The organism is Enterobacter sp. CPE_E1241 (assembly GCF_045618265.1).
Classification (GTDB): domain Bacteria; phylum Pseudomonadota; class Gammaproteobacteria; order Enterobacterales; family Enterobacteriaceae; genus Enterobacter; species Enterobacter adelaidei.
Map to the genome: position 1 here is coordinate 3779314 of NZ_JBIWYV010000001.1, position 18646 is coordinate 3797959.

Sequence of the window (18646 nt, forward strand, 5' to 3'; positions counted from 1 at the left end):
GGCGGATCAGAACAGCAGAGATGAAGAGGTATCGAACACCGCACGACGGCGTTTTTCCGCACTCATCTGTTCGAGCTTTTCGCGATCAACACACACCAGGGCGTGCGTCGGGCAGGCTTCTATGCAGGCCGGGCCCGCTTCACGGTGGTAGCAGAGGTCACACTTGTTGGCTTCGGCTTTGTCCGTGCGCACATTCAGGCCCATGCCGCTGTTACGCACAACCGGACGGACAACCACTTCCATCGCGCCATACGGGCAGGCAACCACGCAGGTTTTACAGCCGATGCAGCGCTCCTGCATCACGTGCACAAACCCTTTTTCGCGTTTAATCGCCCCGTTCGGGCAGACATTCGCGCACGGTGCGTCTTCGCACTGACGACAGATGGCGGCGGTGGAAATATTCACGCCTTTAATGACATGGATGCGGGGCAAAAAAGTATCAGGGGTAAGCGACGCGCAATCCTGCTCCGCCTGATGGGAAACCACGCACGCCACTTCACAGGTACGGCAACCAATGCACTTACTGGCATCGGCCATAATAAAACGGTTCATCTGCTTCTCCAGCATTACTGTTATGCGCGGAGATATTCATAAACCGTGCCAATTATTAAGGCATTGATTTTAAATAAATTTAAAAATTACGCTGGCACTGTCATCGTCACTTCTGACGATGACAGCTGTCGACATCAACGATGAGGGCCGTCAATGACGGAGCCACGCAGGACAAGCTCGCCGGAGAACGTTTGCTGATATTTAAACTCCCCGCCGTCGAGCATAAAGATCAGTCGGCTGATGGTTTCTTTGATCATCTCCGTCACCGGAATGCGAACGCTGGAAAGCGACGGCACGATATAAGGCGCGATGGCCACGTCGTCAAAACCGATTACCGATACCGCGTCCGGGGTGACCACGCCGCTGTCGTGCAGCTGCTTCATGGCACCGATTGCCATATCGTCGTTACTCGCTACCAGCGCCGTAAAGGTTGCCCCCCGAGCCAACAGCTCGGAAACCGCCGCTGCACCACTGGCCGGGTTCCACTTACCCTGCGCAATCAGCCCTTCGTGTAGCGGAATACCGTGCTGAACCAGTGCGTCCTTGTAGCCGGAGAGACGTTCAACCCCGGTGGGTGAATCCAGCGAACCCGTGATAAATGCGATCTCTCTGTGCCCTTTCTCAATCAGCTGCGACACCGCCTCCTGACAGGAAGCTTTATGATCGGACCAGACGCTGTGGCTGCTGTTTTTCCGCAAGCGGCGGTTAAGCACCATAATCGGTTGCTCACACTTCTCGACGATCTCATCCATCTCATCCACGCTCAGGAAACGCGGGTAGATAATCACCGCATCGCAACGCATATCGAGTAAATACTGGATCGCCTCACGCTCTTCATCGGCGCTGTGCTTGCCGTCAGCAAGGATCAGCTGCCGCCCTTTTTCTTCTGTCATCCGCGCGGCGTTAAACAGCAGTTCGCTAAAGTAGACGCCGTGATACAGGGTGTTTGTCACTACCAGCCCCAGCGTCTGGGTGCGTTTGGTCGCCAGGTTGCGCGCCAGTAAATTCGGGCGATAGCCGCTCTCTTCAATGGCCTGAAACACCCGGTCTTTGGTCTCCTGGCTGACATAGCCATTTCCCGACAGCACCCGGGATACCGTTGCTTTCGAAACGCCTGCCCGCTTCGCCACTTCAAGCATCGTGGTCATCTTGTTATTCCGTCTGAAACTGATGGAGCGCAGTGTACTGCACTGCAGAAAAATTGTCGCAGCGATGAAATCACGCTTTTTGCACCGCCTGGTGATCATCATCACGAAATGAAAAAATGGTCGAAATGTGATCTTGTTTCATTCAAAGAAACTCATGATGATTATGTGGAACCGGTTTCCTACATTTCTCACAACGATAACAGGATCTCATCCGATGGCCAAAAATTACGCTGCGCTGGCGAATGATGTCGTCAGCGCGCTGGGCGGCAAAGAGAACATCGTCGCCGTCACCCACTGCATGACGCGTCTGCGCTTCGTCCTGAAAGACGAAAGCCTCACCGACGCTGCGCGTCTGAAAAGCATTAGCGGCGTGCTCGGCGTAGTGCGCAACGACAACCAGTGCCAGGTGATCATTGGCAACACCGTTTCTCAGGCCTACCGCGAGGTAGTCAGCCTGCTGCCAGCCGACCTGCAGCCTGCATCACCGGAAGGTCCACAGAAATTGACATTGCGCCGCATTGGCGCCGGGATCCTGGATGCGCTCATCGGCACCATGTCGCCGCTGATCCCGGCGATCATCGGTGGCTCGATGGTTAAACTGCTGGCGATGATCCTTGAGATGACCGGCGTGCTGCCTAAAGGCGCGCCGACGCTCACCATTCTCACCGTGATTGGCGACGGTGCCTTCTTCTTCCTGCCGCTGATGGTGGCGGCCTCGGCAGCGGTGAAATTCAAAACTAACATGTCACTGGCAATTGCCATCGCGGGCGTGCTGGTGCATCCGAGCTTTATCGAGTTGATGGCGAAAGCCGCGCAGGGCGAGCACGTTGAGTTCGCCTTCATTCCAGTAACGGCGGTGAAATACACCTACACCGTGATCCCGGCGCTGGTGATGACCTGGTGCCTGTCGTACATCGAACGCTGGGTCGATCGCATTACCCCGGCAGTGACCAAAAACTTCCTCAAACCGATGCTGATCGTGCTGATTGCCGCCCCGCTCGCCATTGTGCTGATTGGGCCGCTGGGGATCTGGATCGGTAGCGCCATCTCCGCGCTGGTTTACACCATTCACGGCTATCTGGGCTGGCTCTCCGTGGCGATCATGGGAGCACTCTGGCCGCTGCTGGTGATGACCGGGATGCACCGCGTCTTTACGCCAACCATCATCCAGACCATTGCCGAAACGGGCAAAGAAGGGATGGTCATGCCGTCGGAAATCGGCGCCAACCTCTCCCTTGGCGGTTCGTCTCTGGCGGTAGCCTGGAAAACCAAAAACCCGGAGCTGCGCCAGACGGCGTTAGCGGCGGCAGCCTCTGCCATCATGGCGGGGATCTCTGAACCCGCGCTGTACGGTGTAGCGATACGGCTGAAACGTCCGCTGATTGCGAGCCTGATCAGCGGTTTTATCTGCGGTGCGGTGGCCGGCATTGCCGGACTTGCCAGCCATTCGATGGCCGCACCGGGGCTGTTTACCAGCGTGCAGTTCTTCGATCCGGCGAACCCGATGACCATCGTCTGGGTGTTCGGTGTCATGGCGCTGGCGGTGGTGCTGTCGTTCGTTCTGACCCTGATATTAGGTTTTGAAGATATCCCGGTCGAAGACGATGCTGAAAAAGCGCGCGCCCTCCAGAGTGCCCCGGTACAGAGCAAAGCAGCAAAAGCATAAATTGAGAGTGAGGTAAGAATGTCTGTTTTTCCAAAAGGATTTTTATGGGGCGGCGCGCTTGCCGCCAACCAGAGTGAAGGCGCTTATCGCGAAGGCGGCAAAGGGCTCACAACGGTCGATATGATCCCCCACGGCGCGAATCGTCTGGCGGTAAAGGTCGGTAAGGAAAAGCGGTTTTCGTTGCGTGACGACGAGTTTTACCCAAGCCATGAAGCGATTGATTTTTATCATCGCTACAAAGAAGACATCGCCCTGATGGCGGAGATGGGGTTTACGGTGTTCCGCACCTCAATTGCCTGGAGCCGCCTCTATCCAAATGGCGATGAGCCGCTGCCCAATAAAGAAGGTATTGCCTTCTACCGCGCGGTGTTTGAAGAGTGCAAAAAGTACAACATCGAGCCGCTGGTGACCCTCTGCCACTTCGACGTGCCGATGCACCTGGTGACGGAGTACGGTTCCTGGCGCAACCGCAAGATGGTCGATTTCTTCGCCCGTTACGCCCGCACCTGCTTCGAGGAATTTAATGGTCTGGTGAAATACTGGCTGACCTTCAATGAAATCAACATTATGTTGCACAGCCCGTTCTCTGGCGCGGGCCTGGTATTTGAAGAAGGCGAAAACGAAGATCAGGTGAAATATCAGGCCGCACACCACGAGCTGGTGGCGAGCGCGCTGGCGACCAAAATCGCCCACGAGGTAAACCCGGAAAACCAGGTCGGCTGCATGCTGGCGGGCGGGAATTTCTACCCGTACTCCTGCAAGCCAGAAGACGTGTGGATGGCACTGGAGAAAGATCGCGAGAACCTGTTCTTTATCGACGTGCAGGCGCGCGGCAGCTATCCGGCCTACTCTGCCCGCGTATTCCGCGAGAAAGGCGTGGTGATTGTGAAAGATCCTGGCGACGACGAACTGCTGAAAAACACCGTCGATTTTGTCTCGTTCAGCTATTACGCCTCGCGCTGCGCGTCGGCGGATATGAACGCGGGCAACACCAGCGCGGCAAATATCGTTAAATCCCTGCGCAACCCGCATATTCAGGTGAGCGAATGGGGCTGGGGTATCGACCCGCTCGGCCTGCGCATCACCATGAACATGATGTACGACCGCTACCAGAAGCCGCTGTTCCTGGTGGAAAACGGTCTCGGGGCGAAAGACGTTATTGATGAAAACGGCGAGATTAACGACGACTACCGCATCAGCTATCTGCGCGAGCATATCCGAGCGATGGGTGACGCGATTGAGGACGGCGTGCCGCTGATGGGCTACACCACCTGGGGCTGCATCGACCTGGTGGCCGCCTCAACGGGCGAGATGAGCAAGCGCTACGGGTTTGTGTACGTTGACCGCGACGACGCCGGAAACGGCACGCTGGACAGGAAACGCAAGAAATCGTTCTGGTGGTATAAGAAGGTGATTGCGAGTAACGGGGCGGATCTGGAGTAGACTGTTTTGCCGGGTGGCGGCTTCGCCTTACCCGGCCTACAAAAGCGTAGGCCCGGTAAGCGTAGCGCCACCGGGCGCTGTTCAGAGCCGGGAAAATCCCCCGTCCCCACACCATCCCGCAAGCCGGGAATAAACCACTTCGACCGCCGCTTTCACCGGCGGCGTCATCGGGTAATAAAACCCAACAATGTCCGGCTGAATCCCCAAAAACAGCACCTCGCCCACGTCGTCTTTAATCTGATCGACCAGGTAGTTCAGCGGCATATTGTGGGTAGTCATCATAAACATCTCGGCGATGTCATCCGGGTCAATCAGGCGGATCTCGCCGGGGTTGAGCCCCATATCCGTGGCATCAACGATCAGCAGCCTGTCCGGGTGCAGCTCACGAATAGCAACCACGTCGTTTTCCGGCGCGCTGCCACCGTCGATGACCACCCAGTTACCCTGAGAATTTGCCGCGCACATTTCTGCCAACAATGGGCCTGCGCCGTCATCGCCCATCATGCTGTTGCCAACACACAGTAAAACGTCAGTCACGTAATCTCCTCACCATCAGGTAGATGGCGCTCTCCTGATGAATATCATGCAGCATACTGAGTAGCGTTTTGCTCCACGCCTGCTGTTCAGGGGTTTGCCTGTTCAGCGCCGCGTCAAACGCGTTCGCCAACATCGCAATGTGGTTGGCGTCGATGACGATCTCGCCGTACTTCGGCACGCCTTCCATCTTGCGCCGCGCCGTGCTGCCCTCCTCCAGCGTGGCGATCCACGCCAGATACTCGGGCCACGGGCAGCTTAACGTCGTTTCCAGGCAGTCAATCACCCCGAGGTGATGCCCAATCGCCAGGCTGTAATAGACCACCTGCTGCGCCGCATCCGGCGTGGCATCGTTCTCATCAATAAACTTACGGCTCAGCTGACTGAACACCACCGTTTCACTCATCGGATACGCGCCTCTTCCACGATGTTGTTCAGGTTTGCCACAATCTCATTCAAACGCGGATCGTTCTCCGCCTCCAGCCAGCGAGCCACCTGATGCTCACCCTGACTCAGCAGACGCAGGTAATCGTCGGCAATCTGGCGACCATAGCGGTAGCCCGCCAGTTTGCGCGCCGTGCGATCGACCTTCACCCGCAGTGGCTGTACCATGTCCGGGTGCAGGATGGTCGCAGGCTGGTTATCAAGCTCCCCAGGTTCACGAGCATGAATTTTCTGCTCCAGCAGACCAAGCGCCATGGCAAAACCGTACAGCGTTGCGGCAGGTGTCGGTGGGCAGCCCGGAATGTAAACATCCACCGGTACGATTTTGTCAGTGCCACCCCAGACGCAATACAGATCGTGGAAAATGCCGCCGCTGTTGCCACAGGCTCCGTACGATATACAGATTTTCGGGTCAGGCGCAGATTGCCAGGCGCGCAGCGCAGGCGAACGCATGGCGCGGGTGACGGCGCCGGTAAACAGCAAAATGTCGGCATGGCGCGGAGACGGTACAACTTTGATGCCGAAACGCTCGGCGTCAAACAACGGCGACAGGGTGGCGAAGATCTCAATCTCGCAGCCGTTGCAACCGCCGCAGTCCACGCGGTAGACATAGGCCGAGCGTTTGATTTTTTTCAGCAGCGACGCCTTCATGCTGGCGATGGATTCATCCACCGTCATCGGCACCGGAATGCCGTTATCGTCGCGCGGGCCCAGTAGGTTTTCCATCAGCTGGCCTCTCTCATATGGCGGGTAATATCAATGCGGTCGGACGGCAGCAGGCACTTCTGGCGCTTACACTCCGGGCAGGTTTCAAAGCTTTCACGATGATGTTCTGCGCGAGCGTCTCCGTTGTGCTGCAACAGCGCGATGGCATAGTCGATCTCTTTTTGCACGGCGAATGGACGCTTGCAGACGCGACAGTTACACAGTTCAAAGCGCGACTGCTGCAGGAAATCTTCTTTCTTCCATACCGCCAGCTCATATTCCTGTGACAAGCGGATTGCGACAGTCGGGCAGACCTCTTCGCAGCGGCCACAGAAGATGCAGCGCCCGAGGTTAAACTGCCAGGCCAGTTCACCGGTTTTGAGGTCCGTTTCCACCGTCAGGGCATTCGACGGACAAGCGTTTACACAGGCCGCGCAGCCGATGCACTGCTGCGGATTGTGCTCCGGCTTACCGCGAAAGTTTTTATTCACCGGCATCGGCTCCAGTGGATAACTGCTGGTTAACGCGCCGGTTTTGATGACTTTTTTAATAAAGGTAAACATGACGAGTCCTTATTTCAGCGGCGAGTTCTTACGCTCAATGCTGTAGCGCTCAAGTTCTTTATATGGCACCACCTGGCTTTTCTTCTTGCGCACATCCACCACCGTCATACGGTCGGTACAGGAGTAGCACGGATCAAGGCTGCCGATGATCAGCGGCGCGTCGGAAACCGTGTTTCCACGCAGCATATAGCGCAGGGTTGGCCAGTTGGCGTAGGTCGCCGCACGGCAGCGCCAGCGGTAGAGCTTCTGGTTGTCGCCGGTCATGCTCCAGTGGATGTCATCCCCACGTGGCGCTTCGGCGAACCCCAGCGCGAAGCGGTTTGGAATGTAGGTGAAACCTTCAACCATCAGCGGGCCGCCTGGCAGATTATCCAGACCGAAGTCGATCATGTTCAGGGCGGTGAACACCTCATTGATGCGCACTTTGAGGCGAGAGATAACGTCGCAGCCCTGCTCGCTGTGCACGGTCATCGGCAACAGACCATAACCAACGAACGGGTGATCGGCACGGGTGTCGCGGGCATGGCCACTGGCGCGCACCATCGGACCCACGTTGCTGAAATCACGGGCAATTTCCGGGTCAAGACGACCAATCCCGACGGTACGCTGTTCGATGTTTGGCGTGCTGAGCAGCATATCCACCAGCTCCTGCACATCGCGACGCATCTGCTGCGCCAACTGGCGGGTCTGGATCATGTCGTCTTTCAGCAAGTCACGGCGGATCCCGCCGATCAGGTTCAGACCGTAGGTTTTACGTGCGCCGGTGAGGATCTCCGCCATCTTCATCGACGCTTCACGCACGCGGAAGAACTGCATAAACCCGGAGTCAAAACCGACGAAGTGGCAGGCCAGGCCGAGGTTCAGCAGATGCGAGTGCAGGCGCTCCACCTCCAGCAGGATGGCGCGGATCATCTGCGCGCGCTCTGGCACCACAATTCCCATGCCATTCTCCACCGAGGTGGTGTAGGCGGTGCTGTGGGCGAAGCCGCAAATACCGCACACGCGGTCAGAGAGGAACGTGACTTCGTTGTAGCCCATGCGGGTCTCCGCCAGCTTCTCCATCCCGCGATGGACGTAAAACAGGCGGTAGTCGGCGTCGATAATGTTCTCGCCGTCGACGAACAGGCGGAAGTGGCCCGGTTCGTCAGAGGTGACGTGCAGCGGGCCAATCGGCACCACGTTATTCTTCTTGCTGCCCAGCTCGTTGATAAACTCGTAGGTTTCGCTGTCGGTGGTCGGGGCCGGACGCTGGCGGTAGTCCATGCTGTCCTTGCGCAGCGGATAGAGTTCGTCCGGCCAGTCGTCCGGCAGCACCAGGCGACGTTCATCCGGCAGGCCTACAGGCACCAGCCCGTACATATCGCGCACTTCACGCTCGCCCCAGACGGCGGCAGGCACGCGCGGCGTGACGGACGGATACTCCGGTTTGTTTGGGTCCACTTCAACGCGTACGGTGAGCCAGCACTTCTCGAACTGCTCCATCGACATCACGTAGTACACCGCGTAATTGCCACACAGCTGGCGCTCGTCGTTGCCGAACAGCACCGACAGCCAGCCGCCCTGCTGGTAATAGAGAAACTCCACCACTTCCGGCAAATAGTTCACCTTAACGGTGACGGTGATCTGGTCTTTGGTTTGCCAGGACTCCTCCAGCACGACGCCAGGGAAAGCCTGATGCAACGCGGCGAGATACTGCTGACCTTTCTTTTCTTCAGACATAAAAACTCTCTTTAATCACGCCACCAGCAAGGAGACGAACGCTAAAAATGCGAAACCAAAACCGGCCCAGGTGATGCGCGATGTCGCGACAAAGCGCAGACGCGCCATGCTGTTTTCAAACAGAGCAATCACCAACACGCCGACCAGAAGTTTGAGCGCCGCAACGACCACGGCCAGCACCAGACCACTCACCGAGAAATGCGTCATCTGCCCCCACGGGAAGAAGACACCGACAAACATCTGCAGCACCACCAGCTGTTTGAGGCTGATGCCCCACTTCAGCACCGCAAAGCCATAGCCGCTGTACTCCGTCAGCGGCCCTTCCTGCAGCTCCTGCTCCGCTTCCGCGAGGTCAAACGGCAGTTTGCCCATCTCAATAAACGTGGCGAACGCGCAGGCGCAGAGCGCCAGTACCAGCGGGATCGAGCGCGCCACCGGCCAGTGGTAAACGGTGTGGGTGATAAAGCTGATGTGGGTGGAACCCGCCACCTGCGCGGCGACCCACAGCCCCAGCAGCAGGATCGGCTCGACGAGCACGCCGAGCATCGCCTCACGACTGGCGCCAAGACCGGTAAACGGACTCCCCGTGTCCAGGCCCGCAATCGCAAAGAAGAAACGGGCGATGGCGAAGAGATAGATAAGCGTGATCAAATCACCCAGTACCGGCAACGGTGAACCCACCGTCACCACCGGCAGCGCGGTGGCGATGGTGAGCATCACGCCCACCATCACAAACGGTGTCAGGCGGAAGACCCAGCCTGCAGCATCCGGGGCCACGCTCTGGCGAGTGAGCAATTTGAAGAGATCGCGGTACTCCTGCAGCACGCCAGGCCCGCGACGGTTGTGCATTCGGGCGCGCGCCACGCGGCTCACCCCGGAAAACAGCGGCGCAACGGCGAATAACACCAGCGCCTGAAGTAGTGCCAGTAACAAACTCATGTCAGGCTCCTCGTGAAATCACAATCACTACCAGCACCGCCAGCTCGATAACGGCCAGACGGCGGAACAGCGCAGGCACGGCAGCACTCTGCCAGCCAGGGATCCAGGCCACCGGGTTCAGCCAGTGACGCAGCTTCAGCACGGCGGCAAAGTTCTCTTTCACCGGCATGGCAAAGCCGTGGGCGGTGATCACCATTGATTGTTCATGTTCATAACCGCAGGCCCACGCCGCACCGCGCGAGCGGGAGGCGAGTCGGTCGCGTTTGAAGAACAGCATCAGAATGAATGGCAGCAGCGGCGCGGCAATCAGCAGCAGCGCAATCATCGGCTGAGAAACGGTGGTATTCGCCACGGTCAGCGGCAGCGGAATAGCGCTTCCCAGCAGCGGCAACAGCCACGGCGCAGCGACGCCGCCCGCGATGCAGCACAGCGCCAGCGCAACCACGCTGGCACACATCAGTACCGGTGCGCAGCAGGCGTTTTCAGCTTCGCGGGTGCGCGGCGCGCCGAGGAAGGTGACGCCGTAGACTTTCGCCATACACATCACCGCCAGCGCCCCGGTAATCGCCAGCCCGACCGCCAGAAGCGGCCCCAGCAGACGGGCGATAAACGCGTCGCTCTGGCCGAGCGCGAAGAAGGACTGATAGATCACCCACTCCCCGGCAAAGCCGTTGAGCGGCGGCAGCGCCGCCATCGCCATCAGACCGACCAGCATCGCCAGTGAAATCACGGGCATCTTTTTGCCAATGCCGCCAAGCTTTTCGATATCGCGATGGCCAGTGCGGAACCAGACGCTCCCCGCGCCCAGGAACAGCGTGCTTTTAAACAGGCTATGGTTAATCAGGTGATAGAGACCGCCGATAAAACCGGCGGCAATCAGCGCCGGTTGATTGAGCGCTAACCCGGTCACGCCCGCGCCAATACCGAGCAGGATGATGCCGATATTTTCCAGCGTGTGGTACGCCAGAAGACGCTGGATATTATGCTCCATCAGGGCGTACAGACCGCCGACGAATGCGGTGATCATCCCGGCGATCAGCAGCACGACGCCCCACCACAGCGGAGGCTGGCCGCCGGTCAGCGTAATCGCCAAAATGCCGAACAGACCGACCTTCATCACCACCACAGAAAACAGCGCGGCAGCAGGTGCGGAGGCATTCGCATGCGCCTGCGGCACCCAGCCGTGCAGCGGGATGATCCCGGCGAGCAGGCCAAAGCCAATAACGCCCAGCAGCCAGACGTCATTCCCCAGCGGATGACCGTTGAGTGCGGAGAAGTCCAGCGTGCCGAAGCGCTGCCACACCAGCCAGCAGGCCAGCGCCAGCAGCAGCGTCCCGAGACGGCCCAGCGCAAACCACAGTTTGCCGGAGGCGCTGCAGCCCGTCAGGAAGACACCACACAACGCCATGATCTCCGCCATCACCACCAGCGCCCCGAGGTTACTGGCAATAACGGTACAGACCGCCGTTGCCAGCAGCAGGTTAATCAGCAGGCCGTTGGCTTTAGTATTCTGGTGGCGGTGCCAGTCAATATTGAACAGACTGATAAACAGACCGCACAGGCCAAACGTCACCAGCCAGATGGCATTTAGCGGCGTAATCTCCACGGTGTGGCGAATCAGCGGCATCACGGCCTCTACGGATTGACCACCGAGCAGGACGACACCGCCCGCCGCCAGCGTCATCAGGCTACCGACCGCCCCGCCGATTCCGGCGATCCAGCCGCTCAGGGTTTTATGCAAAGAGAAGATCAGCGCCAGTACTGCGGCGGCGGTAAAGTACGCCACGGCGCTGTTGATCATGGTTATGGCGTTCATTTCGCCTCCTCATTAAGCGCCTGCAGAAGCGAAAGATCGCCAAAATCGCTATTGATGGTCAGCTCACGTTTACGCTTGCTGGTGCGGGCGATATCGCGGATGTTAACCAGAATCAGCGCTTTGGTCGGGCAGGTGCGTACGCACGCTGGACCTTGCTCATCAAAGCTGCACAGGTCGCATTTCACCGCGACGGCACGAATGCCGGGGACCCAGTCAAGCAGCGTACTTACCTTCGCGGGGGCCGGGGGCGCAGGAGGGGCTTTCGGCGTGTTGGCATTAGCCGGAATATGCAGCGGGCGGCTGCCGGAAAATTCAATCGCGCCGAACGGGCAGGCAATGCCGCACAGCTTGCAGCTCACGCACAGGCTTTCGTTCAGCTGGACAGCGCCATCAACGCGAGTGATGGCATTCACAGGGCAAACACCCGCGCAAGGGGCATCTTCACAGTGATGACAGAGCTGCGGGGCAGACTCTTTTTCATTACGCATGATGTGCAGACGCGGCATGGACTGCAACCCATGCAGGCGATGCGTTTCCGAACACGCCGCCTCACAGGTTCGACAGCCAATACAGACCGTCGAGTCAGCAATTACAAAACGGTTCACCGGGTTATCCTCTGGTGATAGTCATTTTTGACGAAAAACTGTCTTGTCGACATTTCTCGACACGTAAGAGTCAGGCCACATTCGCTGAGGCATGCCCATCCATCAACTGCGCCAGATTGACCGGGAGATCGTGTTCAACGGCGGCGTATAAACCGTCATAAACTGGCGCAATTTTTTCCAGATAGTGCTCCAGCACCTGCTGGCGATCGCGGTTACTGACGTGACCATCCACCATGCCGTCTGCCATCAGCTGTGCCTTCGCAATACACTGTTTTTCACCGTCTTTTGTCTCGAGGTAGTACTCGATGGTGTGGCTGTTGAAGTTATCCGCCAGGGTAACGTTGATGGTGAAATGGCCGAAGAGGACAAAGCGCATATCACCTTGTGCCGCGCAGCTCATTGCGTGGTGAAGACGTGCTTTCGACAGGGTGATGCCCTGAACCAGAGAGTTGCAGTACAGGTGCCACTGGTCCTGTAATTGCTGATGGCGCTGCGCGATGTAATCCGCTTTTTCGCTGATTTCCCAAATAGTCATAAAAGGTATCCGGTTAATGGAGATAGCGGCTGTTAAGCAGATTCCATGCCAGTTTTTATTATGTTGATTTTAAATGATTTTCAACAAGAGACACCTGTCAACTCCACGGTGTCGACGTGTCATTTCGACAGCGTTGACATCGTCACCCCTTAACAAAAATCAAGCTGGCATTGTTATTGCATTACCGGGGCAATTCATTGAGGAGGCGTCATGCACGAAATCACCCTCTGCCAGCGGGCTCTGGAACTTATCGAACAGCAGGCAGTGCAAAACCACGCGAAACGCGTCACCGGTGTCTGGCTGAAAGTCGGGGCATTTTCCTGTGTCGAGACCAGCGCCCTGACCTTCTGTTTTGAGCTGGTATGCCGCGGCACGCTGGCGGAAGGCTGCGAACTCCATATTGAAGAGCAGCATGCAGAGTGCTGGTGTGAACAGTGTCAGCAGTACGTCACCCTGCTTTCATCGAAGGTTCAGCGCTGTCCGCAATGCCAGAGTGCCGGGCTGCGCATCGTGGCGGATGACGGCATGCAGATCCAACGACTCGAAATCGAGAAGGAGTAAATTATGTGTAGCACCTGCGGTTGCGGCGAAGGCAACCTGTATATAGAAGGGGATGAACATCGTCCTCACTCCGCGTTTCGCTCCGCGCCCTTTTCACCCGCCCCACGCCCTGCATCGGCATTAACCGGTATCATTTTCACTCCTCAACAATCTGACTCGGGTGATCTGCATTACGGTCACGGCGAAGCGGGGACACATGCGCCGGGCATCAGCCAGCGCCAGATGCTGGAAGTCGAAATCAACGTGCTGGACAAAAATAACCAGATCGCCGTCCGCAACCGCGCACGCTTTGCTACCCGCAAACAGCTGGTGCTGAATCTGGTCTCCAGCCCCGGGTCCGGCAAAACCACGCTGTTGACTGAGACCCTCAAACGCCTGAACGGGCGCGTCTCCTGCGCGGTGATCGAAGGCGATCAGCAGACGGTTAACGACGCCGCACGTATTCGCGAAACCGGCACGCCTGCCATTCAGGTCAATACAGGCAAAGGCTGCCACCTGGATGCGCAGATGATTGCCGACGCCACCCCGCGTCTGCCACTGGCAGATAACGGCATCCTGTTTATTGAAAACGTCGGCAACCTGGTTTGCCCGGCGAGCTTTGACCTCGGTGAACGGCATAAAGTGGCCGTGCTTTCGGTGACCGAAGGCGAAGACAAGCCGCTGAAATACCCGCATATGTTTGCCGCCGCGTCCATCATGCTGCTGAACAAGGTTGACCTGCTGCCATACCTGAATTTTGACGTGGATAAGTGCCTGGCGTATGCCCGTGAAGTCAACCCGGACATTAACATCCTGCTGGTGTCCGCCACGCGCGGCGACGGTATGGAAAGCTGGTTGAACTGGCTGGAGAGCGAACGATGTGCATAGGCGTACCGGGACAAATTCACGCCATTGACGGGAATCAGGCCAGAGTGGATGTGTGTGGATTATTACGCGATGTAGACCTGACGCTGGTCGGCAGTGTTGATGAAACTGGCGCTTCACGCCTCGGCCAGTGGGTGCTGGTGCACGTGGGGTTTGCCATGAGCGTGATTAACGAAGCGGAAGCGCGCGACACGCTCGATGCGCTGCAAAATATGTTCGACGTAGAGCCTGACGTGGGCGCTCTGCTGTACGGCGAGGAGCGATAGCAGATGCGTTACGTTGATGAATACCGCGCGCCAGAACAAGTGATGCAGCTTATCGAACACCTGAAAACGCGAGCAGCCCTGCTGGACTACAGCGCAGCAAAACCGCTGCGCATTATGGAAGTGTGCGGTGGGCATACCCATGCCATCTTCAAATTTGGTCTCGACCAGCTTCTGCCAGAGAACATCGAGTTTATTCACGGCCCTGGCTGTCCGGTGTGTGTTCTGCCAATGGGACGAATCGACAGCTGTATCGAAATCGCCAGCCAGCCCGACGTCATTTTTTGCACCTTTGGCGACGCGATGCGTGTGCCAGGGAAAAATGGCTCACTGTTGCAGGCTAAAGCGCGCGGAGCGGACATCCGGATCGTCTACTCGCCGATGGATGCCCTGACGCTGGCAGCGGATAATCCCACCCGTAAAATCGTGTTTTTCGGTCTCGGTTTTGAAACCACCATGCCGGCCACGGCAATCACGCTACAGCAGGCCAGAGCCCGCAACATCAAGAACTTTTTCTTTTTCTGCCAGCACATTACGCTCATCCCCACGTTGCGTAGCCTGCTGGAAGAACCGGGCAACGGCATTGACGCTTTTCTGGCACCGGGCCATGTCAGCATGGTCATCGGTACAGACGCCTACGGTTTTATCGCTGAACAGTACAATCGTCCATTAGTGGTGGCTGGTTTCGAACCTCTTGATCTACTGCAAGGCGTGACCATGCTGGTTGAGCAGAAAATAGCAGCCCTGAGTACGGTGGAAAATCAGTACCGCCGCGTCGTGCCCGACGCAGGCAATACACGCGCTCAGCAAGCCATTGCGGAGGTGTTTAGCGTCGAAGGCGACAGTGAATGGCGCGGCCTGGGACTGATTGCCGAATCCGGCGTGCGTCTGACGCCTGCGTATCAATCACTCGATGCTGAAGCGCATTTCCATCCGCAACCACAACAGGTTTGCGACGATCCCCGGTCTCGCTGCGGCGAGGTCCTCACGGGCAAGTGCAAACCTCATCAATGCCCGTTATTTGGCAACACCTGTAACCCGCAAACGGCGTTTGGCGCGCTGATGGTCTCCTCAGAAGGAGCGTGTGCCGCGTGGTATCAGTATCGCAATCAGGAGTGTGAAGCATGAGCACGGTGGAAATGGCGCATGGCAGCGGTGGGCAGGCAATGCAGCAGCTGATTAGCCGGCTGTTTATGGAGGCTTTTAACAACTCCTGGCTCGCTGAGCAGGAAGACCAGGCGCGTATTGATCTGGCAACCCTCACCGCGCAAGGCGACAGGCTGGCGTTCTCCACCGACAGCTATGTGATTGACCCGCTGTTCTTCCCGGGCGGCAATATCGGCAAGCTCGCCGTCTGCGGCACGGCAAACGACGTCGCCGTCAGCGGTGCCGTTCCGCGCTACCTCTCCTGCGGGTTTATCCTCGAAGAGGGATTGCCGATGGAGACGCTCACAGCAGTGGTCAACAGTATGGCGCAGACCGCTCGCGAGGCGGGGATTGCCATCGTCACAGGTGATACCAAAGTGGTGCAGCGCGGCGCAGCCGACAAGCTGTTCATCAACACCGCCGGCATGGGGGCTATCCCTGCCGATATTCACTGGGGGGCACAACAGCTTAACGTCGGCGACGTGCTTCTCGTAACAGGAACGCTGGGCTGTCATGGAGCGACTATCCTTAACCTGCGCGAAGGTTTAGGGCTGGATGGCGAATTGCACAGCGACTGCGCGGTGCTCACCCCGCTTATTCAGACACTGCGTACCATTCCGGGCGTAAAAGCCCTTCGAGACGCCACCCGTGGCGGCGTGAATGCCGTGGTACATGAGTTCGCCGCAAGCTGCGGGTGGGGTATTGAACTTAGCGAGCGTAGTCTGCCTGTTAAGCCTGCCGTTCGCGGCCTGTGTGAATTATTGGGCCTTGATCCACTCAATTTTGCCAACGAAGGCAAGCTGGTGATCGGCGTTGAACGCCACGTCGCTGACGTGGTACTGAACATGCTGCATGCGCATCCTTTAGGGAAAGAGGCCGCCATTATTGGTGAAGTGGTTGAGCGCAAAGGGGTGCGCCTGACCGGGATTTTCGGCGTGAAACGTACGCTGGATCTGCCGCACGCTGAACCTTTACCCCGTATTTGCTAGGCCGCGCCATAAGCGGCCAGCGTGGATTTTTTGCTCGTTTCTACTGGAAAGCACTATGCCATATACACCAATGAGCGATCTTGGACAGCAGGGCCTGTTTGATATCACGCGCACACTTTTACAGCAGCCCGATCTCGGTGCGCTGAGCGATGCCCTGGCACGTCTGGTCAGACAATCGGCGCTGGCAGATAGCGCCGCGATTGTGCTCTGGCATAGCGGAACGCATCGTGCGAGCTATTACTCCACGCGTGATAATGACAAAACGTTTGAATACGAAGATGAAACCTATCTCGCTCATGGCCCGGTGCGCCGTATTCTCTCCCGGCCTGAAATCCTGCACTGTAATTTTGAGGAGTTCCGGCAGGCCTGGCCGAAGCTGGCGGAAAGTCCTCTCTATCACTCTTTCGGTCATTACTGCATGTTGCCGCTGGCCGCGGAAGGTCATATTTTTGGCGGCTGCGAGTTTATCCGCACAACCGACCAACCCTGGAGCGAGGCGGAATACGAGCGTCTGCACACCTTTACCCAGATTGTGGCGGTCGTCGCGGAGCAGATCCAAAGCCGTGTCACCAATAACGTCGATTACGACCTGCTGAGCCGCGAGCGCGACAACTTCCGCATTCTGGTCGCTATTACCAACGCCGTGCTTTCCCGGCTTGATATGGATGAACTGGTCAGCGAAGTCTCGAAAGAGATCCACCACTATTTCAAAATCGATGCCATCAGCATTGCGCTGCGGGGGCATCGTAAGGGTAAGCTGAATATCTACTCCACGCATTACCTCGATGAAGCCAACCCGGCACACGAGCAAAGCGAAGTGGATGAAGCGGGCACCCTTTCTGAGCGGGTCTTCAAAAGCAAAGAGATCCTGCTGCTTAACCTTGACGAGCAGGACCCGGTAGCACCCTATGAGCGAATGCTGTTTAACACCTGGGGCAACAAAATTCAGACCCTGTGCCTGCTGCCGCTGATGTCTGGCAATACCATGCTCGGCGTGCTGAAGCTGGCGCAATGTGAAGAAGGGGTGTTTACCACTGCCAACCTGAAGCTGCTGCGCCAGATCGCCGAGCGAATCTCCATCGCGCTGGATAACGCCCTCGCCTATCAGGAGATCCACCGTCTGAAAGAGCGGCTGGTGGATGAAAACCTGGCCCTGACCGAACAGCTCAACAATGTTGACAGCGAGTTTGGTGAAATCATCGGGCGCAGCGACGCGATGTACAGCGTGCTCAAGCAGGTGGAGATGGTGGCTCAAAGCGACAGTACGGTTCTGATCCTGGGCGAAACTGGCACGGGTAAAGAGTTGATTGCCCGCGCCATCCACAACCTGAGCAACCGCAATGGTCGCCGGATGGTGAAAATGAACTGCGCGGCTATGCCTGCGGGTCTGCTGGAAAGCGATCTTTTCGGCCACGAACGCGGGGCGTTTACCGGTGCCAGTAGCCAGCGCCTGGGTCGTTTTGAGCTGGCGGACAAAAGCTCGCTGTTCCTCGACGAAGTCGGCGATATGCCGCTGGAACTGCAGCCTAAACTACTGCGGGTATTACAGGAGCAAGAGTTTGAACGTCTTGGCAGCAACAAGCTGATCCAGACCGACGTGCGGCTGATTGCCGCCACCAACCGCGACCTGAAAAAAATGGTCGCTGACCGCGAGTTTCGCAGCGATCTTTACTATCGTCTGAACGTCTTCCCGATCTTCCTGCCGCCCCTGCGCGAGCGCCCGGAGGATATCCCTCTGCTGGTCAAAGCCTTTACTGCCAAGATCGCGCGCCGGATGGGGCGAAACATCGACAGTATTCCTGCCGAAACGTTACGCACACTCTCGTCTATGGAGTGGCCCGGCAATGTGCGTGAGCTGGAAAACGTCATTGAACGTGCGGTGTTACTAACGCGAGGTAGCGTGCTGCAACTGTCCCTGCCTGAGGTGACCCTTTCTGACATGACCGTGCCCACCGCCGAGATAGCGAAAGAGGGAGAAGATGAATATCAGCTCATTATGCGCGTACTGAAAGAGACCAACGGCGTGGTAGCCGGGCCAAAAGGGGCGGCCCAGCGTTTAGGGTTAAAACGGACCACCCTGCTGTCGCGTATGAAGCGGCTGGGAATTGATAAAGAGAGTCTGGTTTAAGCTGTTATTCCGGCGGTGTTTTCCTG

The 18646-nt window shown here is 57.6% G+C and carries 19 protein-coding genes; 8 read left to right on the forward strand and 11 right to left on the reverse strand.

Annotated features, from left to right (window positions below):
• Positions 1-6: 6 nt before the first annotated feature.
• Together hydN and ACJ9Y9_RS18500 are read right to left on the reverse strand one after the other, a co-directional pair.
• Positions 7-552 (reverse strand): electron transport protein HydN, encoded by a 546-nt coding sequence (hydN, locus tag ACJ9Y9_RS18495; protein ID WP_028016826.1) that lies wholly within the window; start codon positions 550-552, stop codon positions 7-9.
• Positions 553-686: 134 nt separating this feature from the next.
• On the reverse strand, positions 687-1700 hold the full coding sequence (locus tag ACJ9Y9_RS18500) for a LacI family DNA-binding transcriptional regulator (RefSeq protein ID WP_028016827.1): 1014 nt from the start codon (positions 1698-1700) through the stop codon (positions 687-689).
• 214 nt (positions 1701-1914) lie between these two features.
• On the opposite strand from ACJ9Y9_RS18500, the gene ascF reads away from it, so the two are divergent.
• Both ascF and ACJ9Y9_RS18510 read left to right on the forward strand, forming a co-directional pair.
• A complete protein-coding gene (gene ascF / locus ACJ9Y9_RS18505) occupies positions 1915-3366 on the forward strand; it encodes a PTS cellobiose/arbutin/salicin transporter subunit IIBC (protein WP_028016828.1) in 1452 nt (483 codons plus the stop codon).
• 18 nt (positions 3367-3384) lie between these two features.
• A complete protein-coding gene (locus ACJ9Y9_RS18510) occupies positions 3385-4809 on the forward strand; it encodes a 6-phospho-beta-glucosidase (RefSeq protein WP_028016829.1) in 1425 nt (474 codons plus the stop codon).
• A gap of 81 nt (positions 4810-4890) precedes the next feature.
• On the opposite strand, the gene hycI is transcribed toward ACJ9Y9_RS18510, so the two are convergent.
• The 9 genes from hycI to hycA all read right to left on the reverse strand — a co-directional run bounded on the left by hycI (position 4891) and on the right by hycA (position 12669).
• Complete coding sequence (hycI, locus tag ACJ9Y9_RS18515; protein WP_028016830.1) at positions 4891-5346, reverse strand: hydrogenase maturation peptidase HycI; 456 nt, start codon at positions 5344-5346, stop codon at positions 4891-4893.
• A complete protein-coding gene (locus tag ACJ9Y9_RS18520) occupies positions 5339-5749 on the reverse strand; it encodes a formate hydrogenlyase maturation HycH family protein (RefSeq protein WP_028016831.1) in 411 nt (136 codons plus the stop codon). Before ACJ9Y9_RS18520 ends, hycI begins: the two co-directional genes overlap by 8 nt.
• On the reverse strand, positions 5746-6513 hold the full coding sequence (locus tag ACJ9Y9_RS18525; RefSeq protein ID WP_028016832.1) for an NADH-quinone oxidoreductase subunit B family protein: 768 nt from the start codon (positions 6511-6513) through the stop codon (positions 5746-5748). Before ACJ9Y9_RS18525 ends, ACJ9Y9_RS18520 begins: the two co-directional genes overlap by 4 nt.
• On the reverse strand, positions 6513-7055 hold the full coding sequence (locus ACJ9Y9_RS18530; RefSeq protein WP_028016833.1) for a formate hydrogenlyase complex iron-sulfur subunit: 543 nt from the start codon (positions 7053-7055) through the stop codon (positions 6513-6515). The genes ACJ9Y9_RS18525 and ACJ9Y9_RS18530 overlap by 1 nt, the downstream gene beginning before the upstream one ends.
• 9 nt (positions 7056-7064) lie before the next feature.
• A complete protein-coding gene (gene hycE / locus ACJ9Y9_RS18535; RefSeq protein ID WP_028016834.1) occupies positions 7065-8774 on the reverse strand; it encodes a formate hydrogenlyase subunit HycE in 1710 nt (569 codons plus the stop codon).
• Between the two features lie 15 nt (positions 8775-8789).
• On the reverse strand, positions 8790-9713 hold the full coding sequence (locus tag ACJ9Y9_RS18540) for a respiratory chain complex I subunit 1 family protein (protein WP_028016835.1): 924 nt from the start codon (positions 9711-9713) through the stop codon (positions 8790-8792).
• A gap of 1 nt (position 9714) precedes the next feature.
• A complete protein-coding gene (gene hycC / locus ACJ9Y9_RS18545; protein WP_028016836.1) occupies positions 9715-11529 on the reverse strand; it encodes a formate hydrogenlyase subunit 3 in 1815 nt (604 codons plus the stop codon).
• The gene (locus ACJ9Y9_RS18550) at positions 11526-12134 is read right to left on the reverse strand and encodes a 4Fe-4S dicluster domain-containing protein (RefSeq protein ID WP_028016837.1); all 609 of its coding nucleotides are present in this window, start codon (positions 12132-12134) and stop codon (positions 11526-11528) included. Before ACJ9Y9_RS18550 ends, hycC begins: the two co-directional genes overlap by 4 nt.
• A 70-nt stretch (positions 12135-12204) precedes the next feature.
• Positions 12205-12669 carry a formate hydrogenlyase regulator HycA gene (hycA, locus tag ACJ9Y9_RS18555; protein ID WP_028016838.1) on the reverse strand — a complete coding sequence of 155 codons (465 nt, stop codon included), beginning with the start codon at positions 12667-12669 and terminating at the stop codon, positions 12205-12207.
• 210 nt (positions 12670-12879) lie between these two features.
• Here hycA and hypA point away from each other — a divergent pair, with 210 nt between their 5' ends.
• Genes hypA through flhA form a run of 6 tightly spaced genes read left to right on the forward strand, consistent with a single transcriptional unit; the run spans position 12880 to position 18620 of the window.
• Entirely contained in the window at positions 12880-13230 is a 351-nt protein-coding gene (gene hypA / locus ACJ9Y9_RS18560; RefSeq protein WP_028016839.1) for a hydrogenase maturation nickel metallochaperone HypA, read from the forward strand.
• A gap of 3 nt (positions 13231-13233) precedes the next feature.
• Complete coding sequence (gene hypB, locus ACJ9Y9_RS18565) at positions 13234-14097, forward strand: hydrogenase nickel incorporation protein HypB (protein WP_028016840.1); 864 nt, start codon at positions 13234-13236, stop codon at positions 14095-14097.
• Positions 14088-14360, forward strand: coding sequence for a HypC/HybG/HupF family hydrogenase formation chaperone (locus ACJ9Y9_RS18570; RefSeq protein ID WP_028016841.1), 273 nt, complete (start codon positions 14088-14090; stop codon positions 14358-14360). Before hypB ends, ACJ9Y9_RS18570 begins: the two co-directional genes overlap by 10 nt.
• 3 nt (positions 14361-14363) lie before the next feature.
• Positions 14364-15485 carry a hydrogenase formation protein HypD gene (gene hypD / locus ACJ9Y9_RS18575; protein WP_028016842.1) on the forward strand — a complete coding sequence of 374 codons (1122 nt, stop codon included), beginning with the start codon at positions 14364-14366 and terminating at the stop codon, positions 15483-15485.
• Positions 15482-16492 carry a hydrogenase expression/formation protein HypE gene (hypE, locus tag ACJ9Y9_RS18580; RefSeq protein ID WP_028016843.1) on the forward strand — a complete coding sequence of 337 codons (1011 nt, stop codon included), beginning with the start codon at positions 15482-15484 and terminating at the stop codon, positions 16490-16492. The genes hypD and hypE overlap by 4 nt, the downstream gene beginning before the upstream one ends.
• 55 nt (positions 16493-16547) lie before the next feature.
• Positions 16548-18620: a formate hydrogenlyase transcriptional activator FlhA gene (flhA, locus tag ACJ9Y9_RS18585; protein ID WP_028016844.1), complete on the forward strand. Its 2073-nt coding sequence runs from the start codon at positions 16548-16550 to the stop codon at positions 18618-18620.
• The last annotated feature ends 26 nt before the right edge of the window (positions 18621-18646 follow it).